Origin of the sequence: Streptacidiphilus jeojiensis (assembly GCF_042510965.1) — a bacterium.
Lineage (GTDB): Bacteria > Actinomycetota > Actinomycetes > Streptomycetales > Streptomycetaceae > Streptacidiphilus > Streptacidiphilus jeojiensis.
On sequence record NZ_JBEUKS010000001.1, the window covers coordinates 814,224 to 835,589 of the forward strand.

16 protein-coding genes and 2 pseudogenes are annotated in these 21,366 nt (G+C 69.7%); 5 read left to right on the plus strand and 13 right to left on the minus strand.

Annotation, left to right across the window (positions count from 1 at the left end; translation table 11 throughout):
- Positions 1-20: 20 nt before the first annotated feature.
- Entirely contained in the window at positions 21-1,031 is a 1,011-nt protein-coding gene (locus ABUW04_RS03690) for an MsnO8 family LLM class oxidoreductase (RefSeq protein WP_380562628.1), read from the minus strand.
- A 169-nt stretch (positions 1,032-1,200) separates the two neighbouring features.
- Between ABUW04_RS03690 and ABUW04_RS03695 the strand changes: the two genes are divergently transcribed.
- Positions 1,201-1,602, plus strand: coding sequence for a hypothetical protein (locus ABUW04_RS03695; RefSeq protein ID WP_380562630.1), 402 nt, complete (start codon positions 1,201-1,203; stop codon positions 1,600-1,602).
- 63 nt (positions 1,603-1,665) lie between these two features.
- Here ABUW04_RS03695 and ABUW04_RS03700 read toward each other — a convergent pair whose 3' ends face one another.
- Positions 1,666-2,667 carry an AAA family ATPase gene (locus ABUW04_RS03700; RefSeq protein ID WP_380562632.1) on the minus strand — a complete coding sequence of 334 codons (1,002 nt, stop codon included), beginning with the start codon at positions 2,665-2,667 and terminating at the stop codon, positions 1,666-1,668.
- Between the two features lie 338 nt (positions 2,668-3,005).
- On the opposite strand from ABUW04_RS03700, the gene ABUW04_RS03705 reads away from it, so the two are divergent.
- On the plus strand, positions 3,006-3,623 hold the full coding sequence (locus ABUW04_RS03705) for a hypothetical protein (RefSeq protein WP_380562634.1): 618 nt from the start codon (positions 3,006-3,008) through the stop codon (positions 3,621-3,623).
- Between the two features lie 209 nt (positions 3,624-3,832).
- Here ABUW04_RS03705 and ABUW04_RS03710 read toward each other — a convergent pair whose 3' ends face one another.
- The 3 genes from ABUW04_RS03710 to ABUW04_RS03720 form a co-directional block, all read right to left on the minus strand.
- Entirely contained in the window at positions 3,833-6,274 is a 2,442-nt protein-coding gene (locus ABUW04_RS03710; RefSeq protein ID WP_380563439.1) for a glycosyl hydrolase family 95 catalytic domain-containing protein, read from the minus strand.
- Between the two features lie 130 nt (positions 6,275-6,404).
- Entirely contained in the window at positions 6,405-8,285 is a 1,881-nt protein-coding gene (locus tag ABUW04_RS03715; RefSeq protein ID WP_380562636.1) for an alpha-galactosidase D, read from the minus strand.
- A gap of 341 nt (positions 8,286-8,626) precedes the next feature.
- Entirely contained in the window at positions 8,627-9,808 is a 1,182-nt protein-coding gene (locus ABUW04_RS03720; protein ID WP_380562638.1) for an ROK family protein, read from the minus strand.
- Between the two features lie 508 nt (positions 9,809-10,316).
- Here ABUW04_RS03720 and ABUW04_RS03725 point away from each other — a divergent pair.
- Positions 10,317-10,655, plus strand: a complete 339-nt coding sequence (locus ABUW04_RS03725) for a hypothetical protein (RefSeq protein WP_380562640.1) — start codon at positions 10,317-10,319, stop codon at positions 10,653-10,655.
- A 96-nt stretch (positions 10,656-10,751) separates the two neighbouring features.
- Here ABUW04_RS03725 and ABUW04_RS03730 read toward each other — a convergent pair whose 3' ends face one another.
- Together ABUW04_RS03730 and ABUW04_RS03735 are read right to left on the minus strand one after the other, a co-directional pair.
- The gene (locus ABUW04_RS03730) at positions 10,752-12,623 is read right to left on the minus strand and encodes a PAS domain S-box protein (protein ID WP_380562642.1); all 1,872 of its coding nucleotides are present in this window, start codon (positions 12,621-12,623) and stop codon (positions 10,752-10,754) included.
- A gap of 174 nt (positions 12,624-12,797) precedes the next feature.
- Positions 12,798-13,517: pseudogene (locus ABUW04_RS03735) on the minus strand (zinc-binding dehydrogenase); the annotation flags it as partial.
- Positions 13,518-13,810: 293 nt separating this feature from the next.
- Between ABUW04_RS03735 and ABUW04_RS03740 the strand changes: the two are divergent.
- Positions 13,811-14,602 carry a VOC family protein gene (locus tag ABUW04_RS03740; RefSeq protein WP_380562644.1) on the plus strand — a complete coding sequence of 264 codons (792 nt, stop codon included), beginning with the start codon at positions 13,811-13,813 and terminating at the stop codon, positions 14,600-14,602.
- Between the two features lie 57 nt (positions 14,603-14,659).
- On the opposite strand, the pseudogene ABUW04_RS03745 reads toward ABUW04_RS03740, so the two are convergent.
- The 3 genes and pseudogenes from ABUW04_RS03745 to ABUW04_RS03755 form a co-directional block, all read right to left on the minus strand.
- Positions 14,660-15,466: pseudogene (locus ABUW04_RS03745) on the minus strand (aldo/keto reductase); the annotation flags it as partial.
- A 143-nt stretch (positions 15,467-15,609) separates the two neighbouring features.
- Positions 15,610-16,500 carry an MBL fold metallo-hydrolase gene (locus ABUW04_RS03750; protein ID WP_380563441.1) on the minus strand — a complete coding sequence of 297 codons (891 nt, stop codon included), beginning with the start codon at positions 16,498-16,500 and terminating at the stop codon, positions 15,610-15,612.
- Between the two features lie 89 nt (positions 16,501-16,589).
- Complete coding sequence (locus ABUW04_RS03755; RefSeq protein ID WP_380562646.1) at positions 16,590-18,086, minus strand: MFS transporter; 1,497 nt, start codon at positions 18,084-18,086, stop codon at positions 16,590-16,592.
- An 84-nt stretch (positions 18,087-18,170) separates the two neighbouring features.
- Between ABUW04_RS03755 and ABUW04_RS03760 the strand changes: the two genes are divergently transcribed.
- Entirely contained in the window at positions 18,171-18,590 is a 420-nt protein-coding gene (locus tag ABUW04_RS03760) for a winged helix-turn-helix transcriptional regulator (RefSeq protein ID WP_380562648.1), read from the plus strand.
- Positions 18,591-18,757: 167 nt separating this feature from the next.
- Here the strand turns inward: ABUW04_RS03760 and ABUW04_RS03765 are convergent, their stop codons facing one another.
- From ABUW04_RS03765 to ABUW04_RS03775, 3 genes are read right to left on the minus strand one after another with little or no spacing between them, the layout of a single operon-like run.
- Positions 18,758-19,321, minus strand: coding sequence for a DinB family protein (locus ABUW04_RS03765; RefSeq protein ID WP_380562650.1), 564 nt, complete (start codon positions 19,319-19,321; stop codon positions 18,758-18,760).
- 47 nt (positions 19,322-19,368) lie between these two features.
- The gene (locus ABUW04_RS03770) at positions 19,369-20,079 is read right to left on the minus strand and encodes a response regulator transcription factor (protein WP_380562652.1); all 711 of its coding nucleotides are present in this window, start codon (positions 20,077-20,079) and stop codon (positions 19,369-19,371) included.
- The gene (locus ABUW04_RS03775; RefSeq protein WP_380562654.1) at positions 20,076-21,308 is read right to left on the minus strand and encodes a sensor histidine kinase; all 1,233 of its coding nucleotides are present in this window, start codon (positions 21,306-21,308) and stop codon (positions 20,076-20,078) included. Before ABUW04_RS03775 ends, ABUW04_RS03770 begins: the two co-directional genes overlap by 4 nt.
- Positions 21,309-21,366 lie beyond the last annotated feature (58 nt).

Below are 21,366 nucleotides of genomic sequence, written 5' to 3' on the forward strand. Positions count from 1 at the left end.
CCTACTCTGCCCCACGGTGGTCACAGCCCCAGCAGCCGGGCCAGCCTTCGGTAGGAGTCGAGCAGGGCCTCGCGGTCGTAGCCGCTGGTGGTGACCAGGTACTCGTCCGCACCGCTGCGCGCCAGCAGCCGGTCCAGGCCGGCCGCCACCTGGTCCTCGGTGCCGTACAGCTGCCCACGCTGGGCCTCCTCGAAGAGGGAGCGCTCGCGCGCGGTCATCGCCGCCACGTCGGCCAGGACCGCGTCCAGCGGCGCCAGTGGCGGGAACACTCCGTGGGTGCGGGAGTACGCCGTGGCCCGGGCCTCGGGCAGCAGCAGCCCGCGGGCCTGGTCGGTGCCGGCCGCGACCGCCACCGTGCCGGACAGCACGACGTAGGGCCGCTCACCCCAGGCGGACGGCCGGAAGCCGTCGCGGTACGACTCGACCGCCCGCAGCATCGCGTCCTCGCCCCGCACCGGCGCGATCACCAGCGGCAGCCCGGCCTCGGCCGCGACCTGCGCACCCCGCCCCGTGGCCAGCACGAACGCCGGCACCCGCAGGCCCTCGGCCGGATGGGCATGCACCTGGGGATGCACGGTCTGGGTGCCGGTGAAGTAGCCGAGCAGCTCGGCGAGCTGGGCCGGAAAGTCGGCGGCGTCGCTCTTGTCGCGGCCCAGAGCGCTGCGGATGCCGTCGGTGAACCCCACCGACCGGCCCAGGCCCATGTCGATACGGCCCGGGAAGAGCGACTCCAGCACCCCGAACTGCTCCGCGACCACCAGCGGCCGGTGGTTGGGCAGCATCACCCCGCCCGTCCCGACCCGGATGGTGGAGGTCGCAGCCGCGACGGCGGCGGCGAGCACGGTCGGGGCGGATCCTGCGATGCCGGGCACGCTGTGGTGCTCGGACACCCAGAAGCGGTGGTAGCCGAGTTCCTCGATCTGCTGACCGAAGCGCACGGTGTCGCGCAGCGACTGCGCCGCGTCCTGCCCCTGCCGGGTGCGGGAGCGGTCGAGCACGGAGAACGGGATCCTGCCGGCGACTGGGCTCACCTGTGGTTCAACAGTTGTGCGGTGTCGTGATTCCCGCCCGCTGCCAGAGCCCGGCGGGTAGCGGTCCGGCAACGCCCGAGCAAGCCCCGACGCGTCCGGGGCAGCGGCGGTACTGTGAGCCCCGCGGTCACCGGTGGCCGCTGCTCGTGGTTGACGAGGGGGATCGCGGATGTTCGACAAGGTGCTGCACCACAAGCTGCTGCGGGAGGGCCTGGAGGGCGAAGGGGTGGTCACCGAGCAGAAGGTCGAGGGCTCCAAGGGTCAGACCGGCGCCATGGGTTTCTACATCGGCGTCGAGGGCCGGCTCCGGTTCCCCGACGGCACCGAGGGCAACTTCCACTCGAAGGGTCTGGACACCTCCAGGGTCGGAGACCTCATGCCGGGGGTGATCGTGCCGGTCCGCTACGACGCCGACCACAAGCACGTGGTGCTCGACATCCCCAAGCTGGAGGCAGTCCAGCAAGCCAAGAAGCAGGCCAAGGCCGACTTGGCGGAGCGCCAGAAGCACCAGGCGATCGCCGCAGCCGAAGCCAGGCTGGCCAAAGCGCCCAAGCACCCCCACCAGGGCTGAGGAAGGGGTGGGCCCGCTCCCCCACAAGGCAGGGCGGGGGCGGGTCCGGCGGTGTCGGATCTGTCAGACGAAGCAGAAGCGCGCGGCCGCTTCGGCGGGCGTGGTTCCCTGGCGGCGTCCGGGGACGTCGTGGACGGCGGTTGCGCCCTCGGAGCGGAGTTGGTCTGCGGCGGCATGTCGGGCCATGATCGCGGCGTAGGCGCGGACGTCCGCGGCGGTGACGTCAGTACGGCCTCGCTCCGCGTGCTGCTGAAGGAGATCGGTGACGTCCGGGTCGAATCGCAACATGGTCACCGGGGCGTCGAAGCGCCGGGCGATGGCGATGAGTCGTGCCCGCGCCTGGGGGGTGACGTTCGTGGACTCGGCGACTGCACTGTTTCCGGTAGCGAGCCTGGCGGCGATTCTGCGGTCACGCTCCTCAAAGATCAGGGCGTCCGCCGCTTCAGGATCCGCTTCTGCGGGTGAGGTGTCGAAGAGTTCCGCGCGGATCTCGTCGCTGGACACCACGGCGTCCTCGTCGATCTGCCGACCTGCGATCAGTGCCCGAACGAAGCTGGTCTTGCCCGAAGCCGGCGGTCCGACGAGGACGACCAGGCCTGCTGGCACTCGGATCATCCCGTCGATGCCCGGTGCGAAAGCCTTGAGGTAGAGGTAACCGGCGCAGTCGAGGGCTTCTTCGGGGGATCCGGCGGGGAGTCCGTTGGGCAGGATGCTGTCGCGGTAGCTGTCAGTGCTCGCCAGGTAGAGAGCGAAGCCCCAGGTGTGCAGCACCCCGGTGAACCGCAGGCGGCACAGCGGGACGGCCCGCTCGCCGGGCAACTCGGCTTCCACGTAGGCGAATCCGGCGCGGAATCGGACCGTGATGGCGTCCACGTACGGCCAGCGCTCGCGGGCGTGACGGTTCAGGCGCTGGCGCAGGTGCTGCTGCATCGATTCCGGCGGGTTCTTCGGCACGGCCTCATACTGCCGGGTGACAGCCTTCGGCACATGCCTCGACGCCACCGGCTTCGACGCCGCCGACGGAACAAAGCTGCAGCTCTTCGGTCCTGCATGACCGCTGTGCACTACCGCGGTCCCTCAGGCCTTCGCAAAGCGCTGGCATCGATCCTTGAACGATGGATCCGGCCGTCACTGACACAGCCCCGTGACCGACCTGATCAGTCAGGGCCGGATCCAACAAACTCGACCTGGGAGATGCTCCAGAAAAGGGCAGGTCGGCCTGGATCACTACCAGGTGAGGCACTGGACTTATAGGACCACCTACTGCACTGGTCGACCTGGCGGCGCCGACACCAGGCCCGGGCCCGACGCAGCCACTACCGGCACCGACTCGCCGACAGCGCATAGTTCCCAGCGGACCCAGTCCACCCGCGAACCACGAGAGGGATCACTAGGCTGGGCTGATGATGCGCGACCTGATCGCCGCGTTCAGCACCGCCACGCGGGACCGGATGACCGGTGCCGAGTGGCGCAAGCGCACCGGCGACATCTACACCCACGACCTCGGCGACGGTTTCCACGCCTGGGTCGGACTCAACCGCGCCTCGAAGCAGTACCCGCTGAAGATCAACCCAGTGGTCGGCCTGCGCTACGACCCCCTCGAACGACTCCTCGCCGACATCACTGGGGCCAGGTCCCAGACGGCGGCCACGATCGCTCAATCGGTCGGCTACCTCACCCCCGGCAACAGCTTTCTGCAACTACAGGTCACCGAACCGGATGACGCGGGACAGGTCGCGGACGAGCTGCACGACCTCGTTGAGACCTACGGCCTGCCGTTCGCCCGGCAACACGCCAACACAGACGCACTGCTGACCGCCCTTCGGGCAGGCGGAAACGTGCCCAATCCCGACCGAGCCAGGCTTCTCATCCCAGCCCTTCACTTTCTGCGCGGGGCCACGGACGAGACCCGCGCAGGCCTCGCACAAGGACTCGCCCACTACGGGCAGAGCACGAGCATGCCGGTCGTCGCTGAGTACCACCGATTCGCCAATGCCCTGACCACACGCCTGCCGGCATGAATCAGTGGCGCCCACCCCCCGACCCTGATCATCAGGCGCTCGGCCCGCGCCGACGGGCAACCCGCAACGCAGGGAGAGTCGGTACGGATTGCTGCCGGTGCTGCGTCCGCTGTGCGCGGAGACTGGCCTGCCGCTCCGTTCTGCCCGCAAGCCCGTCCGGGCTTGCGGGCACCCTGGCGGGGGCTGGTTCCTGTGTTTCCCCAGCCTCTTCAGAGGTTGCGCAGCGTGACGGACTGACCGGTCCTGACGCTGATCTGTCGCGAACTCCCGTTGCAGACGAGCGTCGTGGAACTGCCGCCGACGCTCTTCAGGGTGACCTGGATGACCTTGCCGTTCTTCCAGCTCAGGTCGGCGACGAAGCCGCCGCGGACGCCCACACCGGATATCGAGCCGGCGGCCGCCCAGGCCGCGGGCAGCGCGGGCAGCAGCTCGACGTGTCCCGGCCGCGAGTAGAGCAGCATCTCGATGATCGCGGCGGCCGTGCCGAAGTTCGACTCGATCTGGAAGATGCCGTCGCCCTGCGAGACCTCGTAGATGTCGAAGAGGTTCTGCGCGCTGCCGTTGCCCCCGTTCACCGACGGCTTGAGGTTGTTGACGACCTCCTGGTACGCCTTCTCCGAGTCTTTCAGCCGCGACCAGCACAGGCTGCGCCAGGCCTGGGCCCAGCCGAAGCTGGTCATGCCGCGTGCGGTGAGCAGCGCGGTCGCGCCGGCGAGGATGTCCTTGGGTGTGGAGTCGTCCGGGCGGATCCGGTCGCCGGGGAACAGGCCGATGAGCGGGGAGAGGTGGCGGTGCGTGGTCTCGCCGAGGTTGTCGGGCGACATCCACTCCTCCAGCCAGCCGCTGGTGGGGCTGACCACGGGCAGGTACAGGCGGGCCCGCAGACCGTCGATGGTGGCGCGGTAGGCGGCGTCCCTGCCGAGCTCCGTGGTGGCGGTGTGGTAGTTGCCGAAGAGGTTCCACACCAGTTCCTGGGCATAGGTGATGCCCTTGGCGTCGAGTGGGCCCTGTTCGGGCGACCAGTCGCTGTCGTTGATCAGGACCTCGCGGGAGGCGCCGGAGGCGTCGGTGACGGTCGTGGTGATGAGGCGGGCCTCCCAGAACTGCACGGCGCCCTTGAGGAGCGGGTAGATCTTCTCCAGGTACGCGCGGTCCTGAGTGAACTCGTAGTGCTCGAACAGGCTCAGGCACAGCCAGGCGTTGCCGGCCGGGTGCCACCACCAGCCGCCGCCTCCGTAGGGGTTGGTGGAGATGGCCACCGTCCAGCCGGCGATCTTGCCGCTGGAGTTGCGGTACCGGTTGGTCGGGGTGTTGAACAGTCGCTGGGTGAGGTCCGACCAGTCGGGCAGCTGCGCGAGGCAGTAGTCGGTGAGGGCGTCGAACTGGTCGGACAGGCCGACCCGGTCGGTGGCCCAGTAGTTCATCTGGATGTTGATGTCGGTGTGGTAGTCGCCCATCCAGTCCGGGTCGTTGCCGTCCAGCCATCCGCCCTGGAGGCCCATCGGCAGGCTGCCGGCCCGCGATCCGGAGATCATGAGATAGCGGCTGAACTGCAGGTAGGCGGCTTCGAGCTCCGGGTCGGGTACGTTGTCGCGCCAGCGCGCCTGCAACCGGTCCCAGGTGTCCAGTTCGCGTTGCGCGGCCGAGGAGGCGCCGAGGTCGATGTCCAGTTGACCGGACAGCGGGAGGAAATCGGCGACGTGGGTGTGCAGCAGGGTGTTCGCTGAGTGGCGGGCCGCGGCCAGGACCTTGGTCCTGGCGAGGGCCTGCGGGTCCACGGACGGGTTGCGGTATCCGGCGGCCGAGTCGGGCGCGTAGTCGGTGCCGCCGCTGAATACGACGGTGAGGTCCTTGCAGCCGCTGAAGGTGATCGTCGTTCCGTTGACGAGGACCTTGCCGGTGCTGCTGTAGGCGGTCGTGGCGGCGCCGTACTTCAGGCCGTTGCCGAGCGTGGCGCCGAACGAGGCGTAGCGTCCGGCGCTGTCGGCGGTGGTGGTCTCGCTGTGGGTGCCGGCGAGGGTGATGGTGCCGGTGTAGGTGCCGCCGCCGTGCTGGGAGAAGTACAGGACGATGGAGTCGTCGGGGCGGCTGGCGAAGATCTGCCGTTGGTAGGTGACGCCGGAGACGTCGTACGTGGCACCGACCAGGCCCTGGGCCAGGTCGAGGGTGCGGCGGTAGTTGTTGACGTTGCCCAGGTCGTGGTCGGGGATGGCGACGGTGAGCTGGGCCAGCAGGGTGAGTGAGCCGAAGTCGTCCCGGCCGTAGGGGAACTGCCCGTCGTCGGTGAGCGTGTCGTTGAGGCCGCCGGTCCACAGCGAGGCGTCTGTGATCATCAGGAGTTCGCTGGAGGGGTCGTTGCTCGCGAGCGCGGAGAGGCGGCCGTTGCCGACCGGCAGGCCCTGGTTGATCATCGAGTTGGCGGAGCCGGGGGCCTGCCACCACAGCTGGTTCTTCGCGGCGTCGGCCGTGGACAGCAGGGGCGATGCGGTGGGGCGCTGCGGGGCGGCCGAGGCGGTGAAGGCGGGCAGGCCACCGAGCGCGACGGCGGCGCCGGTGCCGGCGGCGAGCGCCAGGAAGCCCCTGCGGTTGGGGCGGTGGATCTCTGCCGGCTGTTGTCCGGGGCGGTTGTCGGGGGCTTCGGTGCGTTGGATGTTCACGGTGCTGACTCCCTGTCCGGGGAAACGGCGGATGCCAAGACGACGGCTGCGGGCGGTGTGGGTGGGGGCCGGTTCCCGCGGGGCCCGGGTGGTGCGGGCCGGGCCCCGCGGGGGTCACTGGACGTCAGGAGGACTGCGGAACGGCGATCTTGTCGATGTCCGGTCCGTATCCGGTGCCGCTGTCGAAGGTGATGGTGTTGGTCCCCGCCTTCAGGGCCAGCTGGACGCTGATCGTCTGAGGTGTGCCCCAGTCGCCCGTGGAGGGGAAGGGCACGCTGGTGCCGTTGCCGCTGTTGGAGTAGATGGTCATCGCGCGCGGGTCGCCGCTGACGTAGGCGACGTCGATGTCGTAGATCCCGGCCTTCTTCACCGTGATGTCGTTGAAGGTCAGTTTGCCGCCGAGGTAGAGGTTGCCGACCTTCTTGCCGCCGGAGCAGGCGTCGCACCCGGCCACCGAGGCGTTGCCCGCCAGGGTGTTGTCGGCGGCCTCGGCCTCGTAGCTGGTGGTCGTCAGCGGGGCGCCGGCGGGCTTGATGGTGAACAGGCGCGAGCCGTGTGCGGGCAGCGCCTCGGTGATCTTGCTCTTGTACGTTCCCAGGTTCGACTTGTTCCACAGGTCGCGCACGGAGGCGTTGCCGGTGAATCCGAGGGCGGCCCAGTCGGCGGTGACCGATGCCGGCGAGGTGCCCAGGTTGAACAGGGCGACGGTGTAGCTCCCGTCGGCATTCTTGGTGCCCCAGACCTGCTGGTCGCCCGTCGGGGTGATCGGACGCGCGACGGGTGAGGTGTTCTGGTCGACGGCGATGACTTCCTTGTTGGTCAGCAGCGAGAACCCGTAGCTGTCCAGTTTGGTGAGGTCGTCACCGGTGAACAGCGGCGACTTGTTGATGGCCCACAGGGTCATGTAGCTCTGCCGCTCGGCGTTGCTGAGGCCGTCCATCTGACCGTTGCCGACATCGAGCGAGTCGAGGTCGTTCCAGCCGCCGGGGCCCGCCTTGTTGCTCCATGCGGGGGCGTCGGTCCACCGGTCGTTGACCGAGTTCTCCCAGGTGACCAGTGTGCCGCAGTAACACTCGACATCGGTGTCGATGCGCCAGCCGTTGGAGTACTGCTTCCAGTCGGCGGCGTTGGCGATGCTGAGCGACCAGGAGATCTCCAGATGGATCGGGCGCCCGGTTGCGGCGATGGCTTTGTGCCAGGCGGCGACGTCGGCGACGTTGTCGTAGTTGTCACCGGACTTGCCCGAGCCCGGTCCCACGCCGTCCAGCTTGAGGAAGTCGTATCCCCAGTCGGCGAGTTCCTGCGCCTGCGAGTCGACGAACTTCTGCGCGCACGGGTTGTCGAAGTCCAGCTTGTACGCGCTGTCCCAGCCGTTGGTGGTGCGCAGGTCCGGGTAGACGATGTCGGCGGTGGTGCAGCCGGGCGCGTTGTAGATCGGCACCGTGCCGCCGCCGTACGCGCCCTTCTCCAGGCCCACCGGCAGGTAGATGCCGGCCTTGAGGCCCTTGGAGTGGATGTGGTCGGCTACCGCCTTCATGCCGTCGGGGAAGCGCGTCGGGTCGGGTGTCTGCCGTCCGTACTGGTCGTACTCGGGCGTCCAGCTGTTGTCCATCCACCAGCCGGCGTCGATGTTGACGTAGTCGTAACCGGCGCTCTTCAGCGTGGTGGCCAGCGCGTCCGTCTGCTTGAGGACGTTCGCCTCGGTGAGGTAGCTGTAGTTGCCGTCCGGGTTCAGTCCGGGGTAGCTGGAGGACTGCATACTCCAGCTGGACCAGCCCATGTACGGCGTGTCGGCGACGCCGGAGGTGGCGCTCGCCGGGGCCGCGGGGGCGATGGAGGGGGCGGCGGGCGCTGTGGCAGCGGAGGGCTCTGCGTTCGCATGGGCGGCGCCGCTGACAGCGGTGGCGAAGCCGACCGTGACGGCGAGGGCCAGGGTGGCTCTGGTGGTGCGGCGCCAGGCGCCGGCCGGGATTCTGGACAGGGGTGAGTGCGAGGATGACCGCATGGGTCGAACCTCCAGTGGTGGTGGGGGCATGCGGGGGGAATCGGGCAGGGGCAGGTGCGTTCCGGTCGCCGGGGGCGACCGTCAGGGCCGTTCGGGCAGGCGGCTCAGCCCTTGCCCGAACCGATGGTGGGGCTGCTGGTGAACTGACGCCGGAGCGTGGACCGGATCAGCAGCGTGGGGATCGGGTCACGGGGGCGCCGACCGCGATGAGGTCCGGGTCGGGGATGTGCTCCGGTGTCCCGCCGGGCAGCGCCTCCGACACCGAACAGCGCCGAAGCACCGTTCGGCGCCGAGGGCCGGGCCTAAGTGGGTTCGACCGGTGCAGCTCTGGGGCGTCATTGCTACTCCTCGTAGGTGTCTGATCCGATGAAGGACTGGATGGCGGTGGCCGCGGCCCCGCGCGCCCACTCCTCGAACGGCAGCGGACGCGTCATCACGTCGCTCTGTGCGGCGCTGCCGAAGGCGGACGCGGCGAAAGCGTCGCGGATGCCTTCGGCGAACAGGTCGTAGGCAGCGAGTCCTTCGCCCGAGATGATCACTCGCTGCGGACCGAAGAGGTTCACCACCGAGCCGATGGCCCTGCCGATGGCCTGGCCGGCCCGCGCGTACACCTCGCGTGCCCCCCGGTCGCCGCTGCGGGCCAGTTCCAGCGCTTCGGCTGCGGTGGCCACGGGCTTGCCGGTGGCCTCACGAACTCCGCGCAGGATCGCCGGATCCGCCGCGATGGCCTCGACGCATCCGTTGTTGCCGCAGTAACAGCGCGGACCGAGCGGGTCGATGGACACATGTCCGATCTCGCCGGTCACCCCGTGCGCTCCCGACACCACCCGATCGTGCACCACCAGGCCACAGCCGATGCCGGCGCCCACGGTCACCAGGGCGAAGCTGGACAGGCCCACTCCGGCTCCGAACCACTGCTCGGCGACGGTGAGCGCCCGTACGTCGTTGTCGACCGTGACCGGCAATCCGGTGGCAGCGCCGATGATCTCGGCGAGCCGCACGTCCCGCCACTGCAGGAAGGGCGAGTAGCGCACGACGCCGTCCTCCCGGTCGACATCGCCCGAGACGGCGATGCCCAGACCCCGCACCGGTGCACCGAATCCCTCCGCCTCCGTGAGGAGTTCCAGCACCAGCTCGGCGATCGAGGCGAGCACTGCCCCCGGCTGACGGTCCGCCAGTGCGAGGTGGCGGACGACCCGGATGCGGCAGCACAGATCGGCCAGGACGGCGATGATCTCGTCGCCGGTGACTTTGACTCCGACGAAGAACGCCTTGCCGCCGTCCACCCGCACGGGAATGGCCGGACGCCCGAGAGCGGACCGTGTGCCCTGGTCCGGGTCCTCGATCACATAGCCCAACTCCATCAGGGGGCGCACTGCCTTGGTGACTGCGGCCGCGGACAGCCTGGTCCGCCGCGCTATCTCGGCCCGGGTGAGCGGACCGTGGGAGAGCACGGTGGTGAAGACCAGGGAAGCGGCCGGCGTGGTCGCCAGAGCCGCCTCACGAGCAGAGGCCGAGGGCATGGCCGGAAACCTAAGGTGGTTCTTTTCCGCTGTCAATGAAGATGACGTAGCCCTTTTGAAGATCATGGAAAAGCTGGCGCTGAAGCTACGAAGCCCAGCCAGGATACGGGTCTTGACAGTCATTCAAAGGCACGCTTGGCTGCTGTGCATCGCCCGCCTCCAGAGTGCGGATCCGGGGAAGGAGCCGCATGGAGGTGCAGGCCGAGAGCGACGGAGGGCGCGCGCTGATCGCGAACTTCCGCAATGAGACCTGGGGTGAGATGCGCACTGCCTGGAGGCAGAGCGGCTCCGCGAGTCGGCGGCCCTGACCGTGGAGGGAACCGCACAAGGGACTCCCGCCGGGCCCAGGAGCCCCGGATCCACGACGGCCGAGCAGCTGGTTGTGACGCAGGTCTCCCGTTTGCCCGGCCCGGGGATGTCACGCGGCTGGTCGCTGCCTTGTCCTCTATGCGGAAGCCCTGATCAAGGATCTTCCCCTTCGTCCGCTCACGACAGAGAGTTCACTGGCATGGAGACCCTTCGGTATGTGTTCCTCGTCTTCCACCTCTTCGGCTTCGCCGCGATCCTGGGCGGGCTGTTCTACCAGTTGCGGGGCAAGGACCCGGTGACCGGCAGCTACATGGTCACCAGCGCGGGCGTCCAACTGGTCACCGGTGCCGGGCTGATATGGGTCCGCATGTCGTTGGACCTGCCGGTGATCGACGCGAAGATGTGGGTGAAGCTGGCCCTGGACGCCCTGGTGGCGGCGATCGCGCTGGTGGGCATGCGCAACCGGAAGGCCTGGCCCTTCTACGGCGTCGGCACGTCCACAGCTGCCGCAGTCGTCGTGGCAGTGGCCTGGACGTAGTAGCCGGGGATCCGTAGCGGTGCAGTCCGCTGTGACAACGTGCGAACAGCAGGCACCGCACCTCGATGACCCGGCTCCCACCGCTCTGAACCCGCGTCAGCCCACTGGTGAGGGGAGCGGCAGCGAGAACCAGACCGCCTTGCCCTCACCGGTGGGCAGCGTGCCCCAGTCCGAGGCGAGCGAGTCCACCAGGGCCAGTCCGCGGCCCGACTCCTCCTCGGGTCCGGCCGACCTGGCGTGCGGCAGCACCGGGCTGCCGTCGCAGACCTCGACGCTGAGTTCCGCCCCGGCCTGGCGCAGCCGCAGCCGCAGCGGGCCGCAGGCGTGCCGGACCGCGTTGGACAGCAGTTCCGAGGCCAGCAGGCAGGCGGTGTCCGCGAGTTCCTGGCAGTCCCACTCCTCCAGGGTGCGGCGCAGGAAGCGACGCCCGGCGCCGACGCTCTGCGGTTCCACCGCCAGCGTCGCGGAGACCGCGGTGACCGGGGCGCAGGGGATACGGACCAGCAGCAGTGTCACATCGTCGGCGTAGTCCTTCGGGTCGGGCAGCAGGGCCGCGAGCACCGAGTCCGCAGCCGCCTCCAGCCCCGGAGTGTCCGCCACCGCCTTCTCCAGCGCGATACCCAGGGCCTTGACCTGAAGCTCGATGTCACTGACGGGTGTCTCCACCAGGCCGTCGGTGTACAGGGCCAGAACCGACCCGGGGAGCACCGGCAGCACGGTTTCCTGGTGCGGCACCTCGCCGACCCCCAGCGGGACGCTGACCGGCACCGGCAGCTCGCGCGCACGGCCGTCCGGGTCGACCAGCAGCAGTGGCAGGTGGCCGGCCGAGCACACGGTCAGCCGGCCCTGGTCGGGGTCCAGGACCAGGTAGCAGCAGGTCACCAGCTGGTCGGGCAGTTCGCTGACCACCGCGTCCAGGGCGCGCATCAGCTGCCAGGGCGGCATGCCCGTCTTGGCCAGCGCGTGCGAGGCCGAACGCAGCTGGCCCATCACGGCGGCGGCCTCCAGACCGCGGCCCATCACGTCGCCGATCAGGATCCCGACCCGGCCGCCGCCCAGGGCGATCAGGTCGAACCAGTCCCCGCCGACGCCAGCGCCCTGGCGAGCGGGAAAGTAGCGGCTGGAGGTGTCCATCCCGGGCAGCGGGGCCGGTGAGCCCATCAGACTGCGCTGCAGGGTCAGTGCCACGTGCCGCTGCTGCTCGTAGAGCTCGGCCAGCTTCGTCTCGACCAGTTTGCGCGTGCTGACGTCCCGGATGGCGGCGGATACCAGGGTCCCGTCAGGGGTCTCGAGGGGGCTGAGGCTGATCTCGACGGGGAACTCGGCGCCGTCCTTGCGCAGCCCGTACAGCTCCAGGCCCGCACCCATCGGACGGACCCGGCGGTTGTCGACGTAGCCGTGCCGGTGGCCGGGATGGTGCCGGTGGAACCGCTCGGGCACCAGCACCTCCACCTGCCGTCCGAGCAGTTCCTCGCGCCCGTAGCCGAACAGCGTCTCGGTCTGGGCGTTGACGAGCTGGATGGTGCCGGCGTCGTCCACGATCACCATGGCGTCGGGGGCGGCCTCCAGGAGTCCGCGGAAGCGCTCCTCGGCGGACTTGCGCTCGCTGACGTCACGGACCGCGGCCGAGATCAGCAGCCCGTCGGGGGTCTCCAGCGGACTGAGGCTGATCTCGACCGGGAACTCGGCGCCGTCCTTGCGCAGCCCGTACAGCTCCAGGCCCGCGCCCATCGGACGGACCTGCTGGTTCACCGAGTAGCCGAACCGGTGGGCGGGGTGCTGGGCGCGGAAACGCTGCGGCACCAGGATCTCGATCGGCCGACCGAGCAGTTCCTGCCGCGGATAGCCGAACAGGGCCTCTGTCTGGGCATTGACCAGCCGTATCACGCCGCTGTCGTCCACGATCACCATGGCGTCGGGGGCCGCTTCCAGCAGGGCTCGGAACGGCTCCTCGGTGGTGGTCGTCATGGTGCTGCCGCCTTGTGGTCGACCGACGCTGCGTGCAGGACATCCCAGCACGAACCGGACCACACCTCCGCGGTTTGTCGCCAACCTGACCGGGACCGACCGTTTGCGATCGGCAGGTCAGCGATCCGGGGCAGGTGGGGGTGGTCCTGCCCCGTGCTTCCAGCCCCCTGCCGGTCAGCGCAGGTCGAAGACCAGCCGTGCGGACACCTTGCCCGCCAGGACCTCCTCGAAGCAGGCGTTCACGTCCTCCAGGCGGCGGCTCTCACGGATCACCCGGGTGCGGCCCAGCGCATGCAGCGCGAACACCTCGGCCAGGTCCTGACGGGTGCCGACGATGGAACCCACCACAGAAGTACCGTTGAGGACGGTGTCGAAGACCGGCAGTTCCAGCGTCCCGCCGGCTGGAAGGGCTACCAGGACCAGGGTGCCCCCGCGGCGCAGCGCGGCGTAGGCGGCCCGGAACGAGTCGTTGCTGACGGCCAGGGAGACCGCGGCGTGGGCGCCCCCGAGTTTGGCCGCCTCCGCGGCCACGTCCTGCTGCCGGGCGTCGATCACGTGGTCGGCGCCCAGATCGCGGGCGAGTGCCAGCTTCTCGTCGGTGACGTCGACCGCGATGGTCTCCGCCCCGGCGATTCGGGCGTACTGCAGCGCGAGGTGGCCCAGTCCGCCGATGCCCGAGATCAGGACCCGGGTCCCCGGACGCGCCCCGGAGACCTTCACGGCCTTGTACGTGGTGACGCCCGCGCAGGTGAGCGGGGCGGCGTCGAGCGGGTGCAGCCCCTCGGGCACTTTGACCACGTAGTCACCGTGGGCCAGCGCGTACTGGGCGTAGCCGCCGTCGACGGAGTAGCCGCTGTTGTGCTGCGCCAGGCACAGGGTCTCCCAGCCGGACAGGCGGGGCGAACCGGGGTCGCCATGAGCGATTTCCGGTTCCTTTCTCCCATCCAGGCAGCGCCGGCACCCCACGATGGGGGCCGAACGGCCCAAGCCCGCCTGCTGCCCGGCCCTGTCGGAACAGGCACCCTTGACCGCTGGCCGGATAGCGGCGGCCCGTCCCCCAGCCACTGTCGGGCCAGTCTCCGGTGATCCGGATGGCGTCCTCGGCGTAGCACGAGGAGAGTGATTCGGGAGGACGCGAACGCGCCCCGGCACCGCGCCCGGGACAGATCACCGCTGGGAGACGTCACATGTCTGAAGTCACCGGTCCGTATGAACCGGGCACACCGTGCTGGATCGACCTGATGGCCCCGGACCAGCAGGCCGCGCTGGACTTCTACCGGGACCTGTTCGGCTGGCAGGGCGAGATCGGCTCCGAGGAGTTCGGCGGCTACTCGGTGTGCACGCTCAAGGGCAAGTCGGTCGCAGGCGTCATGAAGTCGATGCCCATGGGCGACCAGCCCCCGCCCCCCACCGCCTGGACCACTTACTTCTCCAGCGCGGACGCCGACGCCACCCAGGCCGCGATCTCCGCGAACGGCGGCACGGTCATCTCCCCGGTGATGGACGTGGGCACGATCGGCCGGATGCTGATCGCCGCGGACCCGCAGGGCGCCGTGTTCGGCGTGTGGCAGCCGCTGGAGTTCCCCGGAGCCCAGATCGTCAACGAGCCCGGCGCACTGGTCTGGAACCAGCTCAGCACCACCGACCCCAAGGCCGCTGGAACCTTCTACCAGGCGGCGCTGGGCCTGGTGGCCGGCCCGATGCCGGAGATGCCGGAGTTCACCGGGCTCATGGTCAAGGGCCGTGTCATCGGCGGCGTACAGGGCATGGAGAACCTCCCGGCCGGAGTCCCGCCGCACTGGCTCGTGAACTTCGCCGTCGACGACACCGACAGCACGGTCGACGCGCTGGTGCGGGCCGGAGGTTCGGTGATGGCTCCGGCTTTCGACATGGAGAAGGTCGGCCGGATGGCGGTCCTCCAGGACCCGCAGGGCGCTGCGTTCGCCGTCGTTTCCCTGAGCGCACCAGTACCTTCCTGACCCGCTCACCCTGCCTCCGCTGCGCGGCGGGCCCGCAGTGATCACCCAGGTCCCGGTTCAGCCCCAGATGTCGGCGCTGCCTTCGGCCACCGTGTACTTGTCGATCTCGGCCAGTTCCTCCGCCGACAGCGGAGCGCCGTGCACCGCCGCCAGGTTGTCCTCGAGCTGCGCCACCGAGGAGGCGCCGATCAGCGCGGAAGTCAGTCTCGGGTCGCGCAGCACCCAGGTCAGCGCGAGCTGGGCCAGCGACTGTCCACGGCGGCGGGCGATCTCGTTGAGCGCACGCAGCCGGGCCAAGTTGTCCTCGGTGAGCAAGCCCGGCTTCAGCGACTTGCCTGCCGCCGCCCGCGAGTCGGCCGGAAGGCCGTTCAGGTATCGGTCGGTCAGCAGCCCCTGGGCCAGCGGGGTGAAGCCGATGCAGCCGGCGCCCGCCGCCTCCAGGGTGTCCAGCAACCCGTCCTCCTCGATCCAGCGGTTCACCATCGAGTAGGAGGGCTGGTGGATCAGCAGCGGTACGCCCATCTCGTGCAGCAGCCGCGTCGCATCCCGGGTCTGCGAGGCGCTGTAGGAGGAGATGCCGACGTACAGCGCCTTGCCCTGCCGCACCGCAGCCGCCAGCGCACCCATGGTCTCCTCCAGCGGGGTGTCCGGGTCCGGGTAGTGCGAGTAGTAGATGTCGACGTAGTCCAGACCCATCCGGATCAACGACTGGTCCAGGCTGGCCAGCATGTACTTGCGCGAGCCCCGCTCGCCGTACGGGCCCGGCCACATGGGGTGCCCGGCCTTGGTCGAGATCACCAGTTCGTCCCGGTACGGGCGGAAGTCCTGGGTGAGGTGGCGGCCGAAGTCGGTCTCCGCCGCACCTACGGACTGAATAGGGGTCGACTTCTTTTGACCGCGAGCTGATGAGCGTGCAGGAATATTCGAGTCAATTCCTCGCGTGGCCCCGAGAGGCAAGGGCGATCGGCGCCGCCCCTTTGACTGCACGCCCGTCCGGCCCGGCTGCGCTACGAGCCGCTTTCCTCCACGAAGCGCAGGTAGCGTTCCGCGGAGCGTTGCACTGAGGCCGCCCCGTCGGTGCTGACCACGCGCCCCCAGAACGCACCGTAGATGCGCTCGAAGGCGAAAGGTTCGACCAGCGTGAGCGCGCGGCGGATGGTGCTCGGCCGCTCCGGAATGAAGTTGGGGATGCTGTACATGAAGCTGACCCAGCGCCGGTCCATCACCACCATGAAGATGTCGCCGCTGAACAGCGCGCCGCCACCTTCCGGATCGTCAGCCCAGTGCAGCACGGTGCCGCCGGCGAAGTGCGTGCCCGCGTTGATCAGCGTCAATCCGGGCGCGATCCGGTGGGTGTCGCCCGTCCAGTACTCGATCACCGGATCGGGCCGTGCGACCCAGTCACGGTCCGCAGCATGGATGTACACGGGAGCGTCGAAGGCCCGGCCCCACTCGGTCATCGCGCCGTAGAAGTGCGGATGGCTGACGGCGATCGCGCTGATCCCGCCCAGGTCCTGGATCTCGGCGGCGAGGTCGTCGTCGAGGTAGCCCACGCAGTCCCACAGCACGTTGCCGGACGGTGAGCGGATCAGCAGCGCGCGCTGGCCGACGGCCACCGACGGCACCGCGCCCACCCCGATCACACCGGGTCCCTCCTCATCGAGCCGACCGCGGCGGCCGCCGGCGCGCAACTCGGCCAGCGTCGTCCACTGTTGGCCGTCCCAACCGACGTACTGCCGCTCGTCCAGGCAGATCGGGCAATCAGCGCGCGGCGCCCCGTACTGCACGCCGCACGTACTGCAGATCGGAAGCTGCACACCCGTGACCGACGCGACCGGCTTCAAAGACGACACCAGAACCCACCCTTCCATCAACTCACCACGTGACGACACCTGCACCGACGTCAACAGCCGACTCTGCCAGGCCTCTTCCCGGGACCCACCCCGACACGACAGTCCGCTGACGCAGGTGGTCTGGAGGTCCGCAGCTACGCATTGGTCTGCGGGGCCGGGATCCCGGCCTCCTCCGCGTCCGGGGCGCCGGCGCCGGCGGGTCCGGGCTGGGCGGCGGCCTCGGGGGTGCGCAGGACTGCTGCAGCGAGCACGATGCCGAGCACCATGAGCGCGGCGGCGACGAGGTACGCCAGCCGGTAGCCGTCGGTCACCGCCTCGGCGGCGCTCTTGCCGTCGCGGATCAGGGAGTCGCTGCGCGAGCCCGCGAGGGCGGCGAGGACCGCGACGCCGAGCGCGCCGCCGACCTGCTGCGTGGTGTTGACAAGGCCGGAGGCCAGGCCCGAGTCGGCGGGCGTGGCACCGGACATGGCGAGCCCGATGACAGCGGGCAGTGCGAGGCCGGCGCCCACCCCGAGCAGGATCACCGAGGGCAGGACGTCCACCCCGTAGGAGGCGTCCACCGGGAGCCGGCCGAGGAGCGCGAGGGCGATGGTCGTGGCGACCATGCCTGCCACCAGCACGGCGCGGGGCCCGAAGCGGGTGATCAGCTTGGCCGAGCAGCCGAGCGAGATCACGGCGATCACGATGGGTCCTGGCAGATAGGCCAGGCCGGTCTTGGCGGAGCTGTAGCCGGCTACGGACTGCAGGTACAGGGCGAGCAGGAACTGGAAGCCGAAGAGGCCTGCCACGAAGAGGACCATGACCGCGTTGGAGCCGGAGGTGTAGCGCGAGCGGAAGATCCGCAGTGGCAGCAGCGGGGTGCGCGCCCGGGACTGGCGCCAGACGAACCCGATGAGCAGTGCGATCGCGAGGCCGCCGAAGCCGAGCGTCCGGGCGGAGCTGATGCCGTCGCTCTCGATCTTGTTGATCGAGTACACGAACAGCATCAGGCCCGAGGTCACCAGGAGCGCGCCGACCATGTCCGCGCCGGCCCCGATGCCGAGTCCCCGGTCCGGGGCGAAGATCCGGAGGGCGGCGATGAGGATGACCACGCCGATCGGCACGTTGATGAAGAAGATGGAGTTCCAGCCGGCCGCCTCGGTGAGGACGCCGCCGGCGATGACGCCGATGGATCCGCCGGCCGCGGCGACGAAGCTGAAGATGCCGATCGCCTTGGCGGTCTCACGGGGTCGAGGGAACATCGTGACGATCATGCCCAGGGTCACCGCACTGGCCATGGCTCCGCCGACGCCCTGGATGAACCGGGCGGCGATCAGTACTCCCTGGGTCGTGGCGAGAGCGCACAGCAGAGAGGCGGCGGTGAACAGGGCGATGCCGCTCAGGAAGAGTCGCTTGCGACCCAACAGGTCGCCGAGCCGGCCCGAGATCAGCAGCAGGCCGCCGAACGCGATCATGTAGGCATTGACGAGCCAGGCGAGGTTCGACTGCGAGAAGTCCAGATCCCTGCCGATCGTGGGCAGTGCCACGGTGACGACGCTGCCGTCCAGGACGATCATCAGCGTCCCGGCGCAGAGTGTGTACAGCGCCAGCCAGCTCCTGCGGTCGGCCGGGGCGGCGGTATCGACAGCCATGGACAGCCCTCTTTCCCTTGGGGAACGACTTGTTACAGGCCTCATCTTTTGTGACTATGAAGTCGCATGGAAGGAGGCACTTTTGTGTCCCAGAGGAACAGTGCTGTGACCGTCGAGGTCCAGGCGGCGCCGAGCGGCGAACACGATCCGGTGGCGTGCACCGTGCTGCAGGTTCTGGACCGGGTCAGCGGCAAGTGGGCCATCGGGATCCTGCTGGAGTGCGCGCACGGGCCGCGGCGCTTCACCGAGCTGGAGCGGGCGGTGAAGGGGATCAGCCGACGCATGCTGACGCTCACGCTGCGCAACCTGGAGCGGGACGGCCTGCTGACCAGGACGGTGTACCCGACCGTGCCGCCCAAGGTGGAGTACATGGCCACGCCGATGGCGCTGGAGCTCTACGAGTCGCTGGTGTCGCTCGCCTCCTGGGCGGAACGCCACCGCTCCGAGATCGCCGACGCGCGCAGCGCATACGACCACAGCTCCGCTCTCCACCCGACGCTCTGAGCGGGTCGGCCCGGCACGGACAAGAACCAGGTCCGCAGGGCAATGCACCGATGGGTCGGCCGCTGTCCGGACACGCCCCGGTTAGCCCGTACGCAAGCCCCTGTCCCCCGCTCAGGCGAGTCCGCATCCCGGGACCGCCCGAGCTCCTCAAAGCCCAAGGCGACCAGTCATACTCGGCGCGGTACGGTTCCGTCCTGCCAGCGGTAGAGGTCGCGCAGCAGGGAGATCTCGGCGCCGTGGTGGATCAGCTCCCTGTTGACGTGCAGGACGATGCCCTCCATGGGAAACCGCTCGGGACCCGCCGTGGGCGGATTCGCCAGGTCGACGTCCGAGAGCTCGCGGACCCCCGCGTCCCATCGCCCGTACACCTCATCGAGCTGCTTCAGCGCCTCATCAGCGGTCCCCGCGTAAGCGAATGTCTGGAAGTCGATGTCCGGGCCGGCGAAGTGCCATCCGACCCGATATCCCAGGCAGGAGACGATGATGTGCGCCAGTCGCCAGGCAATCGTGGTCACCGGCGCCAGCACCGGGTCAGTGGACGCACAGTCCATGGTCCACTCCCCCGAACCTGCCGACATCGGTGCGGCCGACGTGCCGTACGGGCGGATACTCCAGCAACCGCGCACCGGCTCCCAGAAGTACTCCTCATCGGCAAGACCCTGCAGCCGCGGTCGCAGGTTCCTGTGCCAGTGGCGGTCCAGCTGGTCCGCGATTCGCTCGCTTCTTGTCATTTCCGCACACTACATACAACTGCACCACCCCGAGTGCGGGAGGTCGGTCACAGTGGGCTGTCCAGGTCCGGGAGAGATGACGGCGTGCCGGCATCGGTGAGGCCGCTGCGGTGGGCGAAGACGACCAGTTGGGCCCGGTCGCGGGCGCCGACCTTGACCATGGCGCGGTTGACGTGGGTTTTGACGGTGGCGGGGCTGAGCACCAGGGTCCTGGCGATCTCGTCGTTGGACAACCCGGTCGCCACGAACGCGGTGATCTGGCGTTCGCGGTCGGTGAGGGCCTCCAGTGCACGGCGGACCGCTTCGTCCTGGGGCCGCGACGGGGCAGGGGTGGCGAGGAATCGGCTGATGAGGGTTCTGGTCGCAGCCGGGGAGAGCAGAGCGTCGCCTCGGCTGACCGTGCGGATCGCCTGCAGCAGTTCCTCCGCGTCGGCGCTCTTTCCCAGGAAGCCGCTGGCGCCGGCGCGCAGTGCCTCGAAGACGTACTCGTCGATCTCGAAGGTGGTCAGGATCAGGACCTTCACCCCGGCGAGGTCGTCGTCGCCGGTGATCAGGCGGGTCGCCGCAAGGCCGTCGAGGACCGGCATGCGGATGTCCATGAGCACCAGGTCCGCCTGGGTGGTCCTGGCCAGTCGCACCGCCTCGTGGCCGTCACCGGCCACGCCGACCACCTCCAGGTCCGGCGCGGGGGCGATCAGCGCTTTGAAGCCGGTGCGGACCAGGGGTTGGTCGTCGGCGATGACGATGCGGATGGTCACGGGGCGGTCTCCTGGGCGAGGTCGAGGGGACGGCACGGCAGAGTCGCGGTCACCTGGAAGCCGCCGTCCGGGCGCGGCCCGGCGGTGAACTGACCGCCCAGGGCGCAGATCCGTTCGCGCATTCCCACGATGCCGTGCCGTGCGGCGGTGGGCGGGTCGCAGGCGGCGTCGGGTCCGGCGCTCGTGCCGCCTTCCCCGGGGTCCTCGACGGTGATGCGGAGCTCCTTCGGGTCGTAGGCCAAGGTCAGCCGTGCCTGACGCCTACGCGAGTGCTTGTAGACGTTGGTGAGCGCTTCCTGGATCACGCGGTAGGCGGTGAGGTCGGACGAGGGCGCCAGCGCGAGGACGTGGCCCTGCATGCGGCAGTCGATGTCCAGTCCGGAGGCGCGCAGCGAGGCGAGCAGATCCGTGAGCGCGTCCAGGCCGGGGGCCGGAGTGGCGGTGGGGGCGACAGGGTCCCCGGGTTGCCGCAGCAGGCTGATGGTGTCGCGCAGTTCGCCCAGGGCCTGGCGGCTGGCGGCCTTCACGTGGGCGATGGCTTCGCGTGCCGTAGCGGCGTCAGAGTCGATCGCCTGCCCGGCGACGTTGGACTGCACGCTGATGAGGGCGAGTTGGTGGCCCACGGCGTCGTGCAGGTCGCGGGCGATCCGCAGCCGGTCCTCGGTGACCCGTCGCCGGGCGTCGCGTTCGCGCTCGACCTCCGCTCGCCGGGCGCGTTGTTCCACCTCGGCGAGGTAGGCACGGCGGTTGCGGGAGGAGTCGCCGGCGGCGATGGCCAGGCCCCCGAGGGCGGTGAAGGCAAGGTTCTCGGGACCGAGCACGGCGAACGCCGGGTGCGTCAGCATGTGCCAGGCGGCGAGCGCGACCAGTGCCAGACCTCCCAGGAGCAGGCCGCGCCGGCGCTCGACGAGGTCGGCGACGGTGTAGAGGGCGATCGAGGGGGCCAGCAGGATCAACTCGCCACGGGTACCGCCGGTCTGATGCAGGAACACCTCCGCGGCCAGCGCACTCACAGCCAGAGCGACCACCGGGCGCCGGCGGCGCGCGGCCAGCACACCGCAGGCGATCACGGCGGAGACCAGCGCCGTGGTGCCGTTGCCGACCGTAGCGGCGGAGTGTCCGGCGAAGGTCGTCACGGCGGTGGCGCCGAAGACCCCCAGCGCGACCGCCGCATCCGCCAGGTGCGCATGCCGGCGGGCGGCCAGACGTAGGTGGCGGATGCTGTCCATGCTCACACGATAGGCGCGCGGCCCCGCTGTGCCCTCGGCCGCGCGTGGGTGCCGCGGC